This is a genomic window from Vibrio sp. ED004 (assembly GCF_023206395.1).
Lineage (GTDB): Bacteria > Pseudomonadota > Gammaproteobacteria > Enterobacterales > Vibrionaceae > Vibrio.
Map to the genome: position 1 here is coordinate 1,938,762 of NZ_CP066150.1, position 17,206 is coordinate 1,955,967.

General features: G+C 45.6%; 15 protein-coding genes. 8 read left to right on the forward strand and 7 right to left on the reverse strand.

Annotation, left to right across the window (positions count from 1 at the left end; translation table 11 throughout):
* Nucleotides 1-83 precede the first annotated feature (83 nt).
* The gene (gene fghA / locus ITG10_RS26125) at nt 84-923 is read left to right on the forward strand and encodes an S-formylglutathione hydrolase (RefSeq protein ID WP_017632806.1); all 840 of its coding nucleotides are present in this window, start codon (nt 84-86) and stop codon (nt 921-923) included.
* A 148-nt stretch (nt 924-1,071) separates the two neighbouring features.
* Nucleotides 1,072-2,265: an ISL3 family transposase gene (locus ITG10_RS26130; protein ID WP_248386810.1), complete on the forward strand. Its 1,194-nt coding sequence runs from the start codon at nt 1,072-1,074 to the stop codon at nt 2,263-2,265.
* Nucleotides 2,266-2,315: 50 nt separating this feature from the next.
* On the opposite strand, the gene ITG10_RS26135 is transcribed toward ITG10_RS26130, so the two are convergent.
* Nucleotides 2,316-3,398 carry a pyridoxal phosphate-dependent aminotransferase gene (locus tag ITG10_RS26135; RefSeq protein WP_017630689.1) on the reverse strand — a complete coding sequence of 361 codons (1,083 nt, stop codon included), beginning with the start codon at nt 3,396-3,398 and terminating at the stop codon, nt 2,316-2,318.
* Between the two features lie 307 nt (nt 3,399-3,705).
* On the opposite strand from ITG10_RS26135, the gene ITG10_RS26140 reads away from it, so the two are divergent.
* On the forward strand, nt 3,706-4,107 hold the full coding sequence (locus ITG10_RS26140) for a hypothetical protein (RefSeq protein WP_017630690.1): 402 nt from the start codon (nt 3,706-3,708) through the stop codon (nt 4,105-4,107).
* 223 nt (nt 4,108-4,330) lie between these two features.
* Nucleotides 4,331-5,068 carry an NUDIX domain-containing protein gene (locus tag ITG10_RS26145; protein ID WP_017630691.1) on the forward strand — a complete coding sequence of 246 codons (738 nt, stop codon included), beginning with the start codon at nt 4,331-4,333 and terminating at the stop codon, nt 5,066-5,068.
* Nucleotides 5,069-5,223: 155 nt separating this feature from the next.
* Here ITG10_RS26145 and ITG10_RS26150 read toward each other — a convergent pair whose 3' ends face one another.
* The gene (locus ITG10_RS26150) at nt 5,224-6,744 is read right to left on the reverse strand and encodes an aldehyde dehydrogenase family protein (RefSeq protein WP_017630692.1); all 1,521 of its coding nucleotides are present in this window, start codon (nt 6,742-6,744) and stop codon (nt 5,224-5,226) included.
* A gap of 327 nt (nt 6,745-7,071) precedes the next feature.
* On the opposite strand from ITG10_RS26150, the gene ITG10_RS26155 reads away from it, so the two are divergent.
* On the forward strand, nt 7,072-8,862 hold the full coding sequence (locus tag ITG10_RS26155) for a sigma-54-dependent Fis family transcriptional regulator (protein WP_248387035.1): 1,791 nt from the start codon (nt 7,072-7,074) through the stop codon (nt 8,860-8,862).
* Nucleotides 8,863-8,971: 109 nt separating this feature from the next.
* Nucleotides 8,972-10,474, forward strand: a complete 1,503-nt coding sequence (locus ITG10_RS26160) for a deoxyribodipyrimidine photo-lyase (protein WP_017630693.1) — start codon at nt 8,972-8,974, stop codon at nt 10,472-10,474.
* Here ITG10_RS26160 and ITG10_RS26165 read toward each other — a convergent pair.
* Nucleotides 10,443-11,294 carry a LysR family transcriptional regulator gene (locus ITG10_RS26165; RefSeq protein WP_017630694.1) on the reverse strand — a complete coding sequence of 284 codons (852 nt, stop codon included), beginning with the start codon at nt 11,292-11,294 and terminating at the stop codon, nt 10,443-10,445. The two genes, ITG10_RS26160 and ITG10_RS26165, sit on opposite strands and share 32 nt — an antisense overlap.
* 98 nt (nt 11,295-11,392) lie before the next feature.
* On the opposite strand from ITG10_RS26165, the gene ITG10_RS26170 reads away from it, so the two are divergent.
* On the forward strand, nt 11,393-12,040 hold the full coding sequence (locus tag ITG10_RS26170) for a glutathione S-transferase family protein (RefSeq protein ID WP_017630695.1): 648 nt from the start codon (nt 11,393-11,395) through the stop codon (nt 12,038-12,040).
* A gap of 71 nt (nt 12,041-12,111) precedes the next feature.
* Here ITG10_RS26170 and ITG10_RS26175 read toward each other — a convergent pair whose 3' ends face one another.
* Together ITG10_RS26175 and ITG10_RS26180 are read right to left on the reverse strand one after the other, a co-directional pair.
* Nucleotides 12,112-12,345 carry a helix-turn-helix transcriptional regulator gene (locus ITG10_RS26175; protein WP_017630696.1) on the reverse strand — a complete coding sequence of 78 codons (234 nt, stop codon included), beginning with the start codon at nt 12,343-12,345 and terminating at the stop codon, nt 12,112-12,114.
* Between the two features lie 10 nt (nt 12,346-12,355).
* Nucleotides 12,356-12,904 carry a DUF2975 domain-containing protein gene (locus ITG10_RS26180; RefSeq protein ID WP_017630697.1) on the reverse strand — a complete coding sequence of 183 codons (549 nt, stop codon included), beginning with the start codon at nt 12,902-12,904 and terminating at the stop codon, nt 12,356-12,358.
* A 302-nt stretch (nt 12,905-13,206) separates the two neighbouring features.
* Between ITG10_RS26180 and ITG10_RS26185 the strand changes: the two genes are divergently transcribed.
* Nucleotides 13,207-14,649, forward strand: a complete 1,443-nt coding sequence (locus tag ITG10_RS26185; protein WP_017630698.1) for an N-acylglucosamine 2-epimerase — start codon at nt 13,207-13,209, stop codon at nt 14,647-14,649.
* A gap of 134 nt (nt 14,650-14,783) precedes the next feature.
* Here ITG10_RS26185 and ITG10_RS26190 read toward each other — a convergent pair whose 3' ends face one another.
* Together ITG10_RS26190 and ITG10_RS26195 are read right to left on the reverse strand one after the other, a co-directional pair.
* Nucleotides 14,784-16,229 (reverse strand): sucrose-6-phosphate hydrolase, encoded by a 1,446-nt coding sequence (locus tag ITG10_RS26190; protein ID WP_017630699.1) that lies wholly within the window; start codon nt 16,227-16,229, stop codon nt 14,784-14,786.
* Nucleotides 16,226-17,185: an aminoimidazole riboside kinase gene (locus ITG10_RS26195; RefSeq protein WP_017630700.1), complete on the reverse strand. Its 960-nt coding sequence runs from the start codon at nt 17,183-17,185 to the stop codon at nt 16,226-16,228. Before ITG10_RS26195 ends, ITG10_RS26190 begins: the two co-directional genes overlap by 4 nt.
* Nucleotides 17,186-17,206 lie beyond the last annotated feature (21 nt).

Genomic DNA, 17,206 nt, shown 5'->3' on the forward strand with positions numbered 1-17,206 from the left:
CACCTCCTGCCCGGTGGGTGGTGAAACTTTAAGTGATATAGACAAATTTACTCCCAAACCATCAACCTAACGGAGCACAATAGATGACAATCGAAAACATTAGCCAAGCAAAGGTTGCTGGTGGTTGGCACAAACAATACACCCACTTTTCTGCAACGCTTGACTGCAACATGCGTTTTGCGATTTTCTTGCCACCGAATGCAAGCAAAGAAAACCCAGTTCCTGTTTTATATTGGTTATCAGGCTTAACCTGTACCGATGAAAACTTCATGCAAAAAGCCGGCGCATTCAAAGCCGCAGCTGAGCAAGGCATTGCCATTGTTGCCCCAGACACGAGCCCTCGTGGCGAAGGTGTTGCCGACGATGAAAACTACGATTTAGGCCAAGGCGCAGGCTTCTACGTGAATGCCTCTCAAGCACCATGGGACAGCCATTACCACATGTATGATTACGTGGTGACAGAGCTCCCAGCGCTAATTGAGTCTTTCTTCCCTGTGACATCTGTAAAATCAATTTCGGGTCACAGCATGGGCGGACACGGTGCCTTAACAATTGGCATCAAGAACGAAGATAACTACCGTTCTATCTCTGCATTCAGCCCAATCACGAACCCAATGCAATGCCCTTGGGGACAAAAAGCCTTCAACCAATACCTAGGCTTAGATATTGAAGAATGGAAACAATACGACGCTTCTGAGCTTCTAAAAAGCCAAGGCACTAAACTGCCAATGTTGGTAGACCAAGGCGAAGCCGATAACTTCCTAATTGAGCAGTTAAAGCCTGAACAATTAGTCGAAGCCGCTAAGGTAACCAATGCCGATTTAGAGCTACGTATGCAGCCAGGTTATGACCACAGCTACTACTTCATCTCTAGCTTTATTGACGAGCATATTGAGTTCCATGCTGCTTACCTAAACAAGTAATCACCGTTATTTAGCCCACACCTTACGGTTGTAAGGTGTGGGCTTTTTTATGGTTCATCGCGGATTAGCGGGAACTAAAAACAAAAAAACGGTAGTAAGTGATATGGTTTAGTCGCCAAACAAAAATCATACACAAACTACCGTTTTCATGCCGAATCATACTTTCCTATCTTCATTCTGGGAAGGCTTTAAAATAGTAAAGTCTCACCAGACAGCATCACTTGTTACACTAACTCTTAAACCTAATTCTGAGGCTAAATGCCTTTGCGGTCTTGAAGCTGAGGCTATCCATGAGTATCAATGGCGTCATGTGAAAGAGGCCATGTTGTTCAATGTTCCTGTTGAGCTTTCCGTTCAAACTCGAAGGATCAAGTGTCGTGACTGCGGCATAAAAACAGAGTTTCTATCTTGGTTAGAGCCTTATGCTCGTATAACGACGCGTCTAAAAAGCTATATAGAACAACTACTGCCTCTTCTTCCCATTAAGCATATCTCCCAGTTAACGAGCGTTCATTGGCACACCATTAAAGAGATAGATAAACGTCGACTTCGCCAAGTGGTACCGTCAGTGAAATGGGAAGGGCTAAGGCAACTCGTCATGGACGAGTTCGCCATCTTTAAAGGGCACCGATATGCCACAGTCATCGCTGATGCTAAGACTCACCAAGTCATTTGGATAGGGTTAGGTCGTAGCCGCAAGGACATACGACCGTTTTTCGAGCAGTTAGGCAAGCATGGTAACAATATCGAAGCGGTCGCAATGGACATGAATACGGCTTTTGACCTTGAAGTTCAAGCGCACTGCCCGAATGCAAAAATCGTTTACGACTTATTCCATGTTGTTGCTAAGTTCGGTCGTGAGGTGATGGATAGAGTCAGAGTCGACCAAGCTAACAAACTCAAGCAGGATAAAAAAGCGAGGCAATGGGTGAAGCGCTCACGCTGGGTACTGCTGAAAAACAGAGGTAATTTAAATGCACGACAAGATAGCTATCTTACTGAAATATTGAATATCAATAAGGACTTGATGGCCACTTATATACTCGGCTCACAACTCAAAGAGCTTTGGTACTGTAAATCAGAAGCACATGCTAAGGGGCTCTGGGAGGTATGGTGGGCACAAGTGCAAGAGAGTGGAATTAAGCCATTGAAAGAGTTTGCACGAAAACTGAGGCCTTATCTTCACGGTATTATTGCATCGGCAACTTATCCGCTCAACACCTGCACATTGGAAGGGATAAACAACAAAATAAAGTTAATCAAGCGAATGGGGTATGGATATCGAGATACAGACTACTTCTTCTTGAAGATAAAAGCGGCTTTCCCCGGAAAGCCGCGATGAACCTTTTTTATGCCTACGGGTTTCATAACTGCTGATTTATAGCTCTTAATTTATAGCTGCTGAATCCGCTGCTTTAACTCTTCTAAATCCACATCATTTCCAACAATCCGCAATCGAACATACTCTGCGGTCATCGCGTCACACGTAATGGCAAAATCGACGCCGGAACACGTCTTAATACCGATCTTCTCAAATAGCTTCGAAAGGTTGGTTCCCTTTTTTCTCAACAGCATAATGGGCGTTGCTATTGATGTACTCAGCACATCAATATTGTATTCAGACAACAAACCGATCATTTGCTGTTTAAAATACTCGGTTTTGCTGCGGTTGGTTTCTAGGAAGTGTTTCGCATTAGGTAGGGTCGCCGATGCGATTTTTATCGAAGGGTAAGTGGGCGTAAACACGCTCACCGCGGCTTCTATCGCCGAAGTCAGGTTTTCACTGCTAGCCAAGTAACCTAATCGAATCCCAGCGAGGCCTAAACCTTTAGAAAATGTGCGTAAAACAATTAAGTTGTCCAAGACCAAGGTTTGATCGAGCATAGATTGTTCTGGAGTCAGGTACTCACCATATGCCTCGTCGACAATCAAAATAGAGCCAGAACGCTCACAGACTTTTGCTACCTCGACCAAATGAGCTCTGTCGTTGATTCGACCCGTTGGGTTGTTGGGATTATCGATATACACCAAGGCTGGCCTTTCTCTGCTGACTTTTGAGGCCAGCACACCAAACAGATCAGACTCGTTTTGATAATCAAACATGTTGATGGACTGGTATTCTCCGCCAACCAAATTGAACTCTGATATTGCTTCAACAAACTGAGGACCAATACCTATCATGGTGCGATTGCTGTGATCGATAAGGTTATTAAAGATAAGTTCTAGCGCCCCGAGAGAGCCCGTAGTGTAGGTAATACGACAGTCTTCAATCCCAATAAACTGACGAGTTAAATAAGTCAGCTCTGAAAGCTCCCTATGACAATAGTACTTATCAATACCGTAAATTATCTCTTTAACCACATGTTCAGGGATTTCTGGTGCGCCAAATGGATTGGAGCCGAGTGAGCAATCGATGCGGAATGAATGATCGACATAAGAATGGTAGTCACCGCTTAACCTTGGATTTAAATGCATAAGAAAACGCTCAAAAAATATTCATGCGTTATTCTTATAGCATTCCACTTTCTCTATATAGGTCATTTCGTGACCGTTGCTCACCCAGTTTCGAGAGACTGGTTAAAGCCACTGATTGGTTCAAATAACGAATCTTCTTAGAGCCATAATCTAAACTTAAGCACTCGTGTTTCCATTTCGAGTTAACCAAACCGCTTTCTTTGCGCTAGGTTAAGCGGAGATAAAATAGAGTAAGAACAGAGCTTGCATCTTTACTCTCCCTAGTTACCATAGCCCCATTAACATCCCCCATATTTTGAAGGTTGCTATGAAAGCAATTAAGACTCTTTTCTTCCTAATGTTTTTACTGAGCGGTCTTTTTACCGCTTGGCTGTTTATCCCGATTCCAGCGACCATGGACAAGCAAACGCTTGATGTTCCATTAACGGAACCGTTCAAGTTAGTGGCGTATCGCAGCAACCCAAATGATGCGAGCAAGCCACTCACTTATCACTACTATGTGATTTCTGATGTGGTTGGCGTAGATGACATGGATCCGTTTCTGATTACGACCGATCAGTTCGTGAAGCTTGGTGAATTCGATGAGAACACATTCAACCTAACGGTTAACGGCAAGATCGAAAGCTACACTAACGATTTGTGGATCAAAAAATCGGACGGCAAGCTTCAACACTGGTACGTGAGTATTAATGCAAACTATATTCGTTAGAGTCGATTCCCAATAGACCCTACTTTAAAACTGCGCTTTGGCTTCCAAGCGCAGTTTTTGTTTCTAGCCTCCCACTTTACACTTCCCTACCTTTCCACTTTCACCCGCGACTGCCTTTGCTCTAAAAATGCTACAAGCAGAGCAGGTGTTATAAGCCCTTAAGATGTTATAAGCTCCACCTATGCTCGACTCCCTATAAATCAAAAACAATAAAGGATCACCCGTGGAATTTACGCTCGACAAATTTAACGGCATCATCATTAACCCGACAACCGCGCCTCAAGATGCTGATTCATTCAACGCCGAACTTAGCGAGATCACCCAATTTTCCAAGCAGAATAACAAAGGCATTATTTGGATTAGTCTGCCTATTTCGCTCTCACACCTTATTCCGGTAGCGACCGAACTTGGCTTTGTGTTTCACAACTGCTTAGAAGACGAAATTACGCTGATTCATAAATCCGAGATTGTCGAGTTTGTGCCTTTCATCCCAACCCATACTTTGGGAGCTGGGGCTCTGATCACCAACGAACACAACCAAGTGCTGATGATCAAAGAACACGGCATGACAGGCTACAAATTACCTGGCGGGCACATTGAGTTAGGTGAAGGCATTGAGGAATCGGTTGTTCGTGAAACCTTGGAAGAGACAGGTATCGAAGCCACATTCGTATCTGTGGTTGGCATGGCGACAAGGCACCCATATCAGTTTGGCAAATCGAACCTCTACTTTATTTGTCACCTTATCGCTCAAACCCAAGAGATTGCGATTCAAGACACCGATGAAATTGCAGAGGCTAAATGGGTTGATGTTGAAGAGTATATTAACACCCCTGACAGTTACCCGTTTAACCGCCAATTAGTCGGTTCTTTGATTGGCAAACAAGGTTTGGAGCTTACCCAGTTAGAAGGTAACTACGGCCCAACTCACAAGCCCGAGATCTTCTTTTCGAAAAGCTAGAATACTTCAAACATAAAAACGCCCAACTCACTGAATTGGGCGTTTTACTTTTACTTTTTCTTTTTCTTTTTCTTTTTCTTAAGCCGACTGCGTTGTTAATTTTCTCTAATTCAGAAAGCTATCTTTAGAACATATCTATTTTAGAAAAGCCTAGTTTAGAAAAAGCCTAACGGATTAGTATCGTAGCTGATCAGCAAGTTCTTGGTGTTTTGGTAGTGATCGAGCATCATCTTGTGTGTCTCACGACCGATTCCTGATTTCTTGTAACCACCAAACGCGGCATGTGCTGGGTAAGCGTGGTAGCAGTTCACCCAAATACGGCCCGCTTCGATATTACGACCCATACGATACGCTAGGTTGGCATCACGCGTCCAAACACCTGCACCTAACCCATATTCTGTATCGTTAGCAATCTCTAGCGCTTCTGCTTCATCTTTAAAGGTAGTGACCGCGATAACTGGGCCAAAGATCTCTTCTTGGAAGACACGCATCTTATTATTGCCTTCGAGCATGGTTGGTTGAATGTAGTAACCGTTACCGAGATCATCCGGTTGCTGCGCGATTTCACCACCAGTTAGCACTTTCGCCCCCTCTTGGCGACCAATCTCTAGGTAGCTTAGAATCTTATCGAACTGCTCTTGTGAGGCTTGCGCGCCAACCTGAGTGTCAGTGTCTAACGGGTTACCTTGCTTGATGGTTTGAGCGCGCTCGACGACTTTAGTGATGAACTTGTCGTACACCGATTCGTGGATCAGCACACGTGATGGACAAGTACACACTTCACCTTGGTTGAAAAACGCCAGCAGCATGCCTTCGACACATTTGTCTAGGTACTCGTCTTCATGATCAAAAATGTCTGGGAAGTAGATGTTTGGAGACTTACCGCCCAGTTCAACCGTTGATGGAATCAAGCTTTCAGCCGCACATTTCAAAATGTGGTGGCCGACTTCTGTTGAGCCAGTAAAGGCCAGCTTAGCCAAACGATCACTGGTTGCTAACGCTTGGCCTGCTTCGCTACCAAAACCATTGACGATGTTGACTACGCCAGCAGGCAGAAGATCGGCGATCTTCTCCATCATCACCAAAATTGAGGTTGGTGTTTGCTCGGCAGGTTTCATCACCACACAACAGCCCGCCGCTAGTGCAGGAGCCAGTTTCCAAGCCGCCATTAGAATCGGGAAGTTCCAAGGAATGATCTGACCGACTACGCCAATTGGCTCTGGGAAATGGTAGCTTGCGGTGTTTGAATCGAGCTCGGCTGCGCTGCCTTCTTGCGCTCGAATACAACCCGCAAAGTAACGGAAGTGATCGACAACCAAAGGAATATCTGCCGCTAAAGTTTCACGAACTGGTTTGCCGTTTTCCCATGTCTCAGCGACTGCGATTTCTTCTAGGTTGGCTTCAATGCGGTCAGCAATTTTAAGTAGGATGTTCGAACGCTCTGTCACACTGGTCGCAGCCCAACTTGCACGAGCAGCATGCGCCGCATCGAGAGCTAAGCTAATGTCCGCCACGGTTGAGCGCGCGACTTGGCAATACACCTGACCATTCACGGGAGACGTATTATCAAAATACTCGCCGCTGACAGGCTTCACCCACTCGCCACCAATAAAATTATCGTATTGGGCTTTAAAGTTCACTACTGCGTTGTCACTACCCGGCTGTGCATAAATCATAGTTAGATCCTTCTTTGATTTGTTGTTCGTTATTGAGCGAGAGCTGTCTTATTTTTGTGGCGACTTCTCTTGAGAAAAGAACTCATGACAAGACGCCCATGTTTATGCTTTCTGTTTAAAACACTGATACTTCGTGTTTTCTTCACAACAAGAACAACGCAAATCACACGCCACAACCTCAAAACTTGTTGTTAATAAATTGTAAAACTATGATTGCCAAACATTTACAACCCACAGTGAGTTGGCATTGAACAGCCGTATGGAAACCACCCCAATGTTCAACTGTTCCAATTTGGTACACCCTCACTGTTACGACATGGAACAGTCATGCACCTTCAACAAGCAAACACCTCAGATTGGCTTTCGTCCTCTTGGCACCGCAGCACTGAAGCGGGGCTAAAACAGAGGCGTCTTCCCGAAGATCTTCGCCTCCCAAAGTCGATTCTTAAGCAGCGACGTCATCAATCATCAAGCTTGATTCAAATCGTCGAGCGCAATGCACTTCCTCTGTTTAACCAGATGTTTGCACGCACCGACAGTCGTTTGATCTTGACCGATATTGAAGGGGTGATTCTGGCTAGTTGGGGGCAAGAGCGGTTTAAGGAAAAGCTGACTTCGATTGCACTCAGCTCTGGAGCGTGTTGGCAGGAGCAACTCAAGGGTACCAACGCCATTGGCACGGCGATTGTGGAAGCAAAACCCGTGACCATCATTGGTGAACAGCACTTTATCCACCAGCATCGGTTTATCAGCTGTTCAGCAAGCCCAGTATTTGATCACCAAGGGAACATGGTCGGCGTATTGGACATTACAAGTGAGCAGCAACAACACGACAGTTCAGTGCAACTGCTGGTTCAAAACATGGTTCAGCTTGTTGAAAATCAGCTATTAAGTCATATCCCACAGGGCAGTACTCGTATTGATCTTGCGTGCGATAAATCGCTACTGCACAGTGGTTGGCAAGGGATTGTGATAGCCAATGAAGCTGGTGAGGTGGTGGCGCACAATCAGGTCGCCTCTCAACTATTGGATCAAACCTCGATCGTCGGCGAATGCATAGATACCCTGTTCAACCGAACCTCATTAGATACGCCTTTTGTGTTTGAGAAACAGCACCTCAAACAACCAACTGCAAAACGCACTCGCTCTATTTCAGCATCGTGTGATTTGCACTATGGGGAGCAACAAATAGAACACGCTTGGCAGCAGGCCAATAAGGTTATCGATAAAGGGATCAGCCTATTAATCCTAGGAGAAACAGGCGTCGGTAAGGGCGAGTTTGTTAAAGCGTTACACAAGCAAAGCCAGCGTAAATCATCGCCTCTAGTGGCGGTGAATTGCGGTGCGCTGCCTAAAGATCTTATCGAATCTGAACTGTTTGGTTACGCGCCGGGCGCCTTTACGGGAGCAAGCCACAAAGGATTCCAAGGTAAGATTCGTCAAGCTGACAAAGGGATCTTGTTTTTGGATGAGATTGCCGACATGCCTTTAGAAGCTCAGTGTCGACTACTGCATGTTCTGCAAGACAAATCCGTGGTGCCAGTAGGTTCCAATCAGAGCTACCAAGTCGATTGTCAGATCATCGCTGCCACACATAAAAACTTAGAGCAGCTAGTCGCAACTGGCGAGTTTCGACAAGATCTGTACTATAGACTAAACGGCTTGGCCTTCACCTTGCCAAGCCTGCAACACCGACAAGATAAGCACGCATTAATCGAGCACATTCATCGTAAATACGCCGAAGCTGAACAATCTATTTGCCCGCACCTAATGAGTTTGCTGCGCGCCTATTCTTGGCCGGGTAATATCCGAGAATTAGACAACTTACTTAAAGTCGCCGCTCTGCTGGCGAGTGATGAACCGCTGCTCACACTCGAACATGTGCCTAGCCACCTTGCTCAACACCTCACGTCATTGGCGCAAGATAATAATCATAAGCTCATCACAACCAATGCCATCGAAGGTAGGCCAAAGTCCGATTTAAAAAGTACCGTTGAAGATACCTTGCTGCAAACCTATCAAGCTAACCAAGGCAACATCAGCAAGACTTCACGAATACTCGGCATCAGCCGAAATACCATTTATCGAAAACTGAAAAGCTTGGGCATCCTCCAATAATCACCATGAAAGATCCTAATCTGCCCTTTCGTTATCAATAAATAAATTCACGTCTAGTGAGACATTTTGCCCTCTGACTCGTAATGCTCTAAAACGAAAGAGGGCTCAGATGCAAACAATCAACGTAGTGTGGCTAAAGCGCGATTTAAGGCTCACCGACCACGCACCTTTACTACACGCTTTATCAGACCAACACCCAACGATATTGCTCTACATTTTCGAACCCATGCTGCTAAACAATGCCCACTATTCTGAGCGACATTGGCGATTTGTTTGGCAGTCGCTGCAATGCATGAACCAGTCATTAAAAAAGCATGGACATCAGATTTCAATACTTCATGGCAGTGCTATAGACTGCTTCGAAACGATCCGAACGCGTTACCACATAAAAAACGTCTTCTCTCATCAAGAGATAGGATTAAACTGCACCTTTGAGCGCGACATACAACTCTCTGCTTGGCTTAAAGAGCACAACATCCCATGGCAAGAGTCCGCACAGGGCGCTGTTGTAAGAGGGTCAAAAGACCGAATAGGTTGGGACAAACACTGGAACAGTGTCATGCGTGCCCCCATTGTAGAAATTCAATTGGTCACAGAATCACTGCATACCCTTGATGCTGAAGAACTTGAGTTGGCAATTGAGCCTCCACAAGCATGGTTAACCAAAGGTAACGGCATACAAACGGGCGGCAGCGCACTGGCTTGGGAAACTTTGCATGATTTCTTTGAACGCCGTGGTCGAGATTACTACCGCAGCATCTCAAGCCCAAAAGCCTCGCGATATGCCTGTACACGTCTATCTCCATATTTAGCTTGGGGCAACATATCGCTGCGTGAGGTTTATCAACACCTATTGGGGCACTGGCAAGTCGCGGGATTTCGTCGCAGCTTGATTGCTCTTTCCTCAAGGCTTCATTGGCACTGTCATTTTATGCAGAAGTTTGAATCGGAATGCGCGATGGAATTTCGCTGCATCAATTACGCTTACGATGCACTATTACAGAAGGAAACGGTGAAAGATCCAGCACATTTGAAGGCATGGAAGGTGGGGATGACAGGCGTGCCATTGGTCGATGCCTGTATGCGCTGCCTGCATCATACGGGGTACATTAATTTCCGCATGCGCTCAATGCTGGTGAGCTTTCTCACTCACCATATGAACATGGACTGGCGTGATGGTGTCACTCATTTAGCGCAGCTGTTTCTCGATTTTGAACCCGGCATTCATTACCCACAATTTCAAATGCAAGCTGGGGTAACAGGCATAAACACCATCCGAATTTACAACCCAACCAAGCAAGCCCAAGAACACGACTCTGATGGAGATTTCATCCGAAAATGGGTTCCAGAGCTTTCAGATATACCCACACCACTTCTGTTTGAGCCTTGGGAAATGACCTCTATGGAAGTCATGATGCACGAGCTTGAACCAGATTCTCCTTACCTTAATCCAGTCGTCGATCTCGAAGCTAGCGCCAAGGAAGCGAGAGTGCGTTTATGGTCATGGAGAAAGCTGACGGAAGTGAAACGAGAACGAAGCCGTATTTTGGCTCGCCATGTCAGGCCGTCGAAAAAGAAGCCTAATCAGAATCCAACTCAACAAGCTGATTGAGCACCTCTTTATCCAATACTGGGTGATGCTTGCTCGCTAAGATCAACACAATATCAACCGAGGGCAGCGGTGGCATGTCGTCGAGGATTTTCAAATCTGGAGTCACACTGAGTTTACCCATCGCTCCAATCGCTAACCCTGCTTTTACGATTGCCCGCTGCGCTGAAGCGGTATTGCTGCAAGCAAACAGTTGATAAGGCGTACCCTGCTTGGTTAAGCCATTCACAGCTGCGGCGTGGTACTTACAATCCGTTTGGAACAGAGCCAATGGCACAGGCTTAGAATTATCAAACATATAATCAGGGCTGCTTATCCAAACGCCCACATCATGAGTAAGCCAGTATCCCTCTTCGCTGTCGGGCGCTCGGGTGACAATCGCGGCATCAAGCCTGCCATCATCTAACCATTCTCTGAGAGTAATACTTGGCAGGCTGAATACTTGGATGGAACAGGTAGGTTCTGCTCGCTGCAACAGGTGTATCACTTTCGGCAAAATAGTGTCGTTATAATCTTCAGGGCAACCCAACCTCAGAGGCTGTTTGTCTTCATAACGCTTTACTTGCTTAAGGGCGGTATTGAGGAGCGCAACCAACTGCTCGGCATGAGATCGCAGCGCTAAGCCGGCTTCGGTCAACACGAGATTACGTCCTTCTTTCTGAAAAAGAGTCACGTTCAACTCCTCTTCCAGCTTACGCATCTGCGCACTGAATGCCGATTGGGTACGATTGATCTGTTTCGCGGCACGCGTGAAACTGCTTGTTTCCACGAACGCGAGAAAGCCTCGCAAAGCATCAATATCCATATTGAAATCACCACCCATCGTTTTTATTAATGTCTGTCATCAAAATTATCCGTTAGTGCGCCGCAATACAATCCCCTAAACTCAAATGCATACCCACCAAACGCAAGGAAGCACCTATGCAGCTTTATATCGCAAACCAAAACTACTCAACTTGGTCACTTCGTGCATGGCTCATATTCGACCATTACAACCTCGACGCAGACATTATTAAGCTAAAGCTGTTCACCTCAGATTTTTATGACACGTTAGCGAAGGTGACACCGACAGCCAAAGTCCCAACCCTAGTCGATGGTGATGTTTCGGTGTGGGATTCATTGGCGATTCTCGAATACGTTAACGATGCCTATTTGGACGGTGTGGCATGGCCAACTTCCATTGCTGAACGCGCTCTCGCCCGTGCAATCTCGGCAGAAATGCACTCTGGTTTTTTCAACATCAGAAATGAGTTACCAATGAATTGCCGAGCCAAAAGAAAGCTCACTTTGAGTGATGGTGCACTGAAAGACATCGCTCGCATCGACGCAATATGGTCTGCACAAATGGAACAACACCCAAAGGGATGGTTGTTCGGTGAATGGTCGATTGCCGATGCGATGTTTGCACCTGTGGCGCTGCGCGTAGAAACCTATGGCATCCAGCTTTCGGAAAAAGCCCAGCAGTATCAACAACGAGTGCTCAACAGCCTATCAATACAAAAATGGCTAACAGAGGCGAGTTTAGAAACTGATGTGGTTGAAGAAGATGAGGCTGGAGAGCCTGTTTAATTTGGATCGAATGAGTCTCGAATAACTTCGAGACTCATTGTTTTCATAAGGGAATACGATCTACTAACTCGCTACTCGGCAGAAGCGCTGTCGTGATGAACGTTCGCTTCAAATTCTAATATATCACCTGGTTGGCACTCTAAAACTTCACACAGCTTATCGAGTGTCGATAGCCTTACCGCTTTGGCTTTGCCATTTTTTAATACTGATAAGTTGGCTTCGGTAATCCCAACTTCTTTTGCCAATGTCTTCAATCGCATTTTTCGTTTGGCCATCATAATGTCTAAATTAATGCGGATAGTCATGACAAGTCCTTTAAATGGTTTGGCTATGTTCGTCAGCCAGAATATAACCTTCTTTCATCACCCATGAGATGATCAAAATAATTATACCTAATATAAGTGTCAAAAAGTCCATACCCACAAAACTAATCTCAAAGATACGCTCACCTGGTGGATTATTGAACGACAAAATCACTGACATCAATGAACCATAGATAACCGACCCAAATACCCAATAGAACAAGCTATATCCGAGCTTCTGGTAGGACATTGCGTTTTCCAAAGAGAAGATTTCGCCTCGCTCATAGTTGCGGAATAAACGTATCAGAACCATTAGTGCGTATATCAGGATGCTGGACATCGCCAAACTTGTGAACGCAGCAACCATTCTTGTTGTCATAGTAAGCGGTAACATCGTGTAATACCCGATGTCATAGGTGAGATAAAAAATACCTGTCGCACTTATAAAGTCATAGGGAGTCTCAACGGTTAACCAGAAGTAGCACACCATGATAGGAGTAAGTACAAGAAAGAACTGCAATAGCATGCGAACACGTCGGCTCTGTTTTTGGATGTTAGACATAATGAATATTCCTGTTAAGTTGACAGGAGGATACTAAGATTAAATTAAATGATGATCAATAATAAATTATCGTTTTTCGATAATTTATTGCCTTTTAACATTTTAATCAAGAAAAAAAATAGCGTTAAATTCATCAGTTAACGATCAAGGCCCTAGCTCGATCTCGAGTCGATTCACTTAACCACCAATCACCTGAACCTTTACCCAAATCGCAATAATTTTGTCGACTGTGATCACCGAATCACAATGTGCAGACCTGATTGTTTATATTCAACAAAATCCAATTCGTTAAGATAAACATCATGTTACGAACCTCTATCGCATTACTCAGTATCACGAGCTTAGCTGTGTCTGCCAATGTCACCCTTCCCTCTGGCGAAGACTGGATCAATCATGCTTCAGAAGGGCTTGCACCTTATTGGCTAATGCCGAGTGCTCAGGGAGAACCAATAGGCAACTTTCCCACTTTCCGCTGTGATGATGGAACATTGCTTGATGTGGCTAACGTTTGTCCTGAACTCGATAGAGGTTGGATCACTCCACACTTCGGCAAAGAGTTCACGCGGATGAAATCACGTCAAACCTATGCCTATGGCGTGCTCTACCATCTGACCGGAGACAAACAAGCATTAGCGCTCGCTAAACAAGGGGCTTACTACCTCATTGAACACTTAGAAGATCAGCAAAATGGCGGTTTTATAAGCTTCACCAAAGACGGCAAAGCGGGACTTGAATGGCAACAGCGAACGGCTCAAGATCAAGCGTATGCACTGGTTGGATTGGCAATGTACTACTACCTCACCCAAGACAAACAGGTAGAGGAAGCGCTCATTGCCCAACAAGCGTTTATCTTTGATAAATATCGACTTAACGACAACCGCGGCCTAACCTGGGTGCTTGCCGATGGTGAAGATGGCACAGCCACACAACGTGAATTGGTCGCGCAACTTGATCAGATTAACGGTTACATGCTGTTAGTCGCTCCCCTGCTAAAAGAACCCACCAAGACAAAATGGCTTGATGACCTGAATTGGCTCACGCAAACCATGGTCAAGCACTACCACTCTGAAGATGAACAACGCTTCTACGGTGCGATTCACAGCGAAGCAGCCAAGATGCCGAATGCCAATCACAACGATTTTGGACACACTATCAAAGCGTATTGGATGACTTACCTTACTGGACAAACTCTGGGTAACTCTGAATGGAAAGAGTTGGGTATGAAAGGGATGAAGCACATCTTAGATCAAGCTCAATATCAAAAAGAGTTCGTCAGCGTATCTCAATACTTTGGCGAAGAACTTCAGCAAGCGTGGAAAGGACAAGAAATTACTGGCTGGCAAAGCAGACCAAACACAAATTGGGCGTCATCATGGGAATGGGCAGAGCTCGACCAAGCTGCGATGACGGTATCGCTAGTCGATGGTTCAATGAAAGACGTCCTGCAATACACGCTACCAACTTTTCATGATGTGTGGGTCGATCATCAGTATGGTGGCGTAGGGCTTGAGCCCAAGCGTACCAAGGCTTTCCATTGGGGCAACGGCTACCATCAATTTGAACACGCTTTGATTGGCTATCTATATGCTCGACAAGGGGAAGGTAAGCCCGCTGTACTTCACTACGCAAGGCCAACCAATAGCGAGATGCCAATGGAGCCGTATTACTATCAAGGTGATGTGGTTAAGTTGAAGAACACTGGAGATGGGACGCAGACAGTCAGTTTTAAGAACATTCGACCTTAGCGTTCATTGTTTGCTCTGAATGAACTTGAGATGCAGGGGAATGGACAAGGTCAAAGAGCTAGCACAATAGTAATGTCGCAGACCAAACAAAAGCCGCTGTTGATCAGCGGCTATTTTGATGGAGTGAACTGAGTTTAGTCGTACAACCCTTTAATTGGGCTCATCGAGTGATAAACAGTGTTCACGTCACCAGTCATCGACAATGAACTCAAAGCATCAATGAAAAAACGGCTGGTCATTGTGTGCTTACCGCCATTGATAAAGATTTCGACCACTGACTTATCGACATAAACTTCGATGGTTTGTTTAGTGCTTAACCTCGGTGCTTTTCTCACAGAGCCAAACTCTTCCGCATAAAGTTGAGACATCTTACTACGATCAAGTATGAATTCCGTCTCTGTAGCACTGAACACGATATTCTCGCCCGCGGCGTTGGCAAGCGTAACCTCAAACTCGTCCGCACCTGTTTCGAGCTCAATCATGAAGCTGGTTGTATTCAGTTCAAGAGTGTTCTCAATCACCACGGCCTCACCCTGCAGCGCTTTCAATTCAGGTAAAACAGATTGAACAAGATAACCATCTTGGATTTTCAACTCACGAGGTAATGACAGCATACCCGCCCATTGGTGCACTACAGATGGAGCGTCGATATCAGGAAGGCCTACCCAAGCAATCAAGATCCGGCGACCTGAATCGTCTAAGTAAGTCTGAGGAGCGTAAAAATCAAATCCGTAATCAGGTTGCGCGATATCTTGATGGTTTTCCAGTTCTACCGAATCTAGATTTAGGCGGTCTCCGACAATATAAGCCACCGAGTAGATGTTTTTAAAATCGTATGGGTTTTCGCTAGATACGCCTTGTGGAGAAAACAACATCACCGACTGATTCTCTATTTCAAAGAAATCTGGGCATTCCCACATATAGCCAAGGTTGTTGTAACGAGTTTGAATTGGACCTTTGTGCTGCCAATTCATCAGGTCTTGGCTGCGATATAGCGCCATTGAGCCAGTCTCTTGAGGCGTTTGAGCACCCACAACCATCAGGTAATCGTCGCCCTGCTTCCACACTTTTGGATCGCGGAAATGTTCGGTGTAGTGATTGTTTTCGATAACCACGCCGTGCTTTTCTATTTTTCCGTCAGCAGACATCTTGGCAAAACATTGAGTTGGCACTCGCAGCCAATTTTCATCGCGCTTGTTACCCGTAAAGAACAACACTGCATTGTCGTTTTCAACCAATGCACCACCAGAGTAAACACCATGAGAGTCGTAATCTTGGTCTGGGTGTAGGCCAATGCCGTGGTCTTCAAAATGAACGAAGTCTTGGGTAGAAAGGTGGTACCAGTACTTCATACCATGGACTGGGCCAACTGGCGTCCATTGGTAAAATAGATGGTGCTCACCATTAAAGAAACACAGGCCATTCGGGTCATTGAGCAGACCAAACTTAGGCGCAATATGGTAGCTCGGATAGCCAGCGTCTTGTTTGCGAAGATTGATCATCTCATCAATGCCGTCTTGGGAAATCTCTTCTATACGACGATATCTTTGCTCTACCGTCCAGTTCGAGTTCAAACTCATACACTCTCCTCGACGACATTCGTATTTGAAGAGTCTTTTTGAATAAACTGAGCAAGAGCGTTTTGCGTTGGAAGTGCCGTCATCGCACCTTTTTGCGTGATTGCTAATGCACCACACCCATTCGCCCACAGGATTGCAGAATCAACGACTTGTTGATTATTCCACTCTTCATGTTGAGAAAGCTTTGCAAGTAAACCGCCAACAAAAGCATCGCCTGCACCCGTAGTATCCACTGGCGTCACTGAGCGACCTGAAATCAATACACCTTGGTTTTCAAATACTCGCCAAACGCCTTTCGCGCCCTGTGTAACCAGAACAAGCGTGTTGTTAAGATCTGCAATGTTAGCCAAACCTTGTTCCATCGACGTTGAATCGGTTAAGAAATCCAGTTCTTCTTCTGAGAATTTAACCACATCAGCCAGCTCGACCGCCTTCATGACCACAGACTTAATTTCAGATGGGTTTTGCCACACTTCATCACGAAGGTTTGGATCGAAGCTGATGTAACCGCCCGCGGCTTTCATGCGTCGGATGGCTTCAAAGGTGCTGCTTCGGCTTGGTTCATTAGCCAAAGAGATTGAGCAGACGTGTAGCCACTCGTTTTGCTTAAATTCGGGAATGTCTTCAACAGACATAAACTGGTCGGCACTTGGCTTAACCATAAACGTAAAACTGCGCTCGCCTTGGTCATCAAGATCAACCACCACGGTTGACGTGCGTTGTTCAGGGTCCTTCACCAAACGCTCGGTATTCACACCTTCCTTTTGCAGAGTCAATTCCATAAAAGTGCCAAACGGGTCGTTACCCACTCGGCCGAAAAATGCACTTTTGCCTAAAAGGCGAGAAATCGCTACCGCGACATTGGCAGGAGCACCGCCCGGACATTTCAATAATGTCGCGTCAGTCTCCGGAATGAAGTCGACGACGGCGTCTCCAGTTACCCAAACTTGATTCATCTTTCTTACCTTAAAACTGAA

Coding starts and splice junctions, on each gene's coding strand:
- fghA (WP_017632806.1), top strand. CDS start 84: ATGACAATCGAAAACATTAGCCAAGCAAAGGTTGCTGGTGGTTGGCAC.
- ITG10_RS26130 (WP_248386810.1), top strand. CDS start 1,072: ATGCCGAATCATACTTTCCTATCTTCATTCTGGGAAGGCTTTAAAATA.
- ITG10_RS26135 (WP_017630689.1), bottom strand. CDS start 3,398: ATGCATTTAAATCCAAGGTTAAGCGGTGACTACCATTCTTATGTCGAT.
- ITG10_RS26140 (WP_017630690.1), top strand. CDS start 3,706: ATGAAAGCAATTAAGACTCTTTTCTTCCTAATGTTTTTACTGAGCGGT.
- ITG10_RS26150 (WP_017630692.1), bottom strand. CDS start 6,744: ATGATTTATGCACAGCCGGGTAGTGACAACGCAGTAGTGAACTTTAAA.
- ITG10_RS26155 (WP_248387035.1), top strand. CDS start 7,072: ATGCACCTTCAACAAGCAAACACCTCAGATTGGCTTTCGTCCTCTTGG.
- ITG10_RS26160 (WP_017630693.1), top strand. CDS start 8,972: ATGCAAACAATCAACGTAGTGTGGCTAAAGCGCGATTTAAGGCTCACC.
- ITG10_RS26165 (WP_017630694.1), bottom strand. CDS start 11,294: ATGGGTGGTGATTTCAATATGGATATTGATGCTTTGCGAGGCTTTCTC.
- ITG10_RS26170 (WP_017630695.1), top strand. CDS start 11,393: ATGCAGCTTTATATCGCAAACCAAAACTACTCAACTTGGTCACTTCGT.
- ITG10_RS26175 (WP_017630696.1), bottom strand. CDS start 12,345: ATGACTATCCGCATTAATTTAGACATTATGATGGCCAAACGAAAAATG.
- ITG10_RS26180 (WP_017630697.1), bottom strand. CDS start 12,904: ATGTCTAACATCCAAAAACAGAGCCGACGTGTTCGCATGCTATTGCAG.
- ITG10_RS26185 (WP_017630698.1), top strand. CDS start 13,207: ATGTTACGAACCTCTATCGCATTACTCAGTATCACGAGCTTAGCTGTG.
- ITG10_RS26190 (WP_017630699.1), bottom strand. CDS start 16,229: ATGAGTTTGAACTCGAACTGGACGGTAGAGCAAAGATATCGTCGTATA.
- ITG10_RS26195 (WP_017630700.1), bottom strand. CDS start 17,185: ATGAATCAAGTTTGGGTAACTGGAGACGCCGTCGTCGACTTCATTCCG.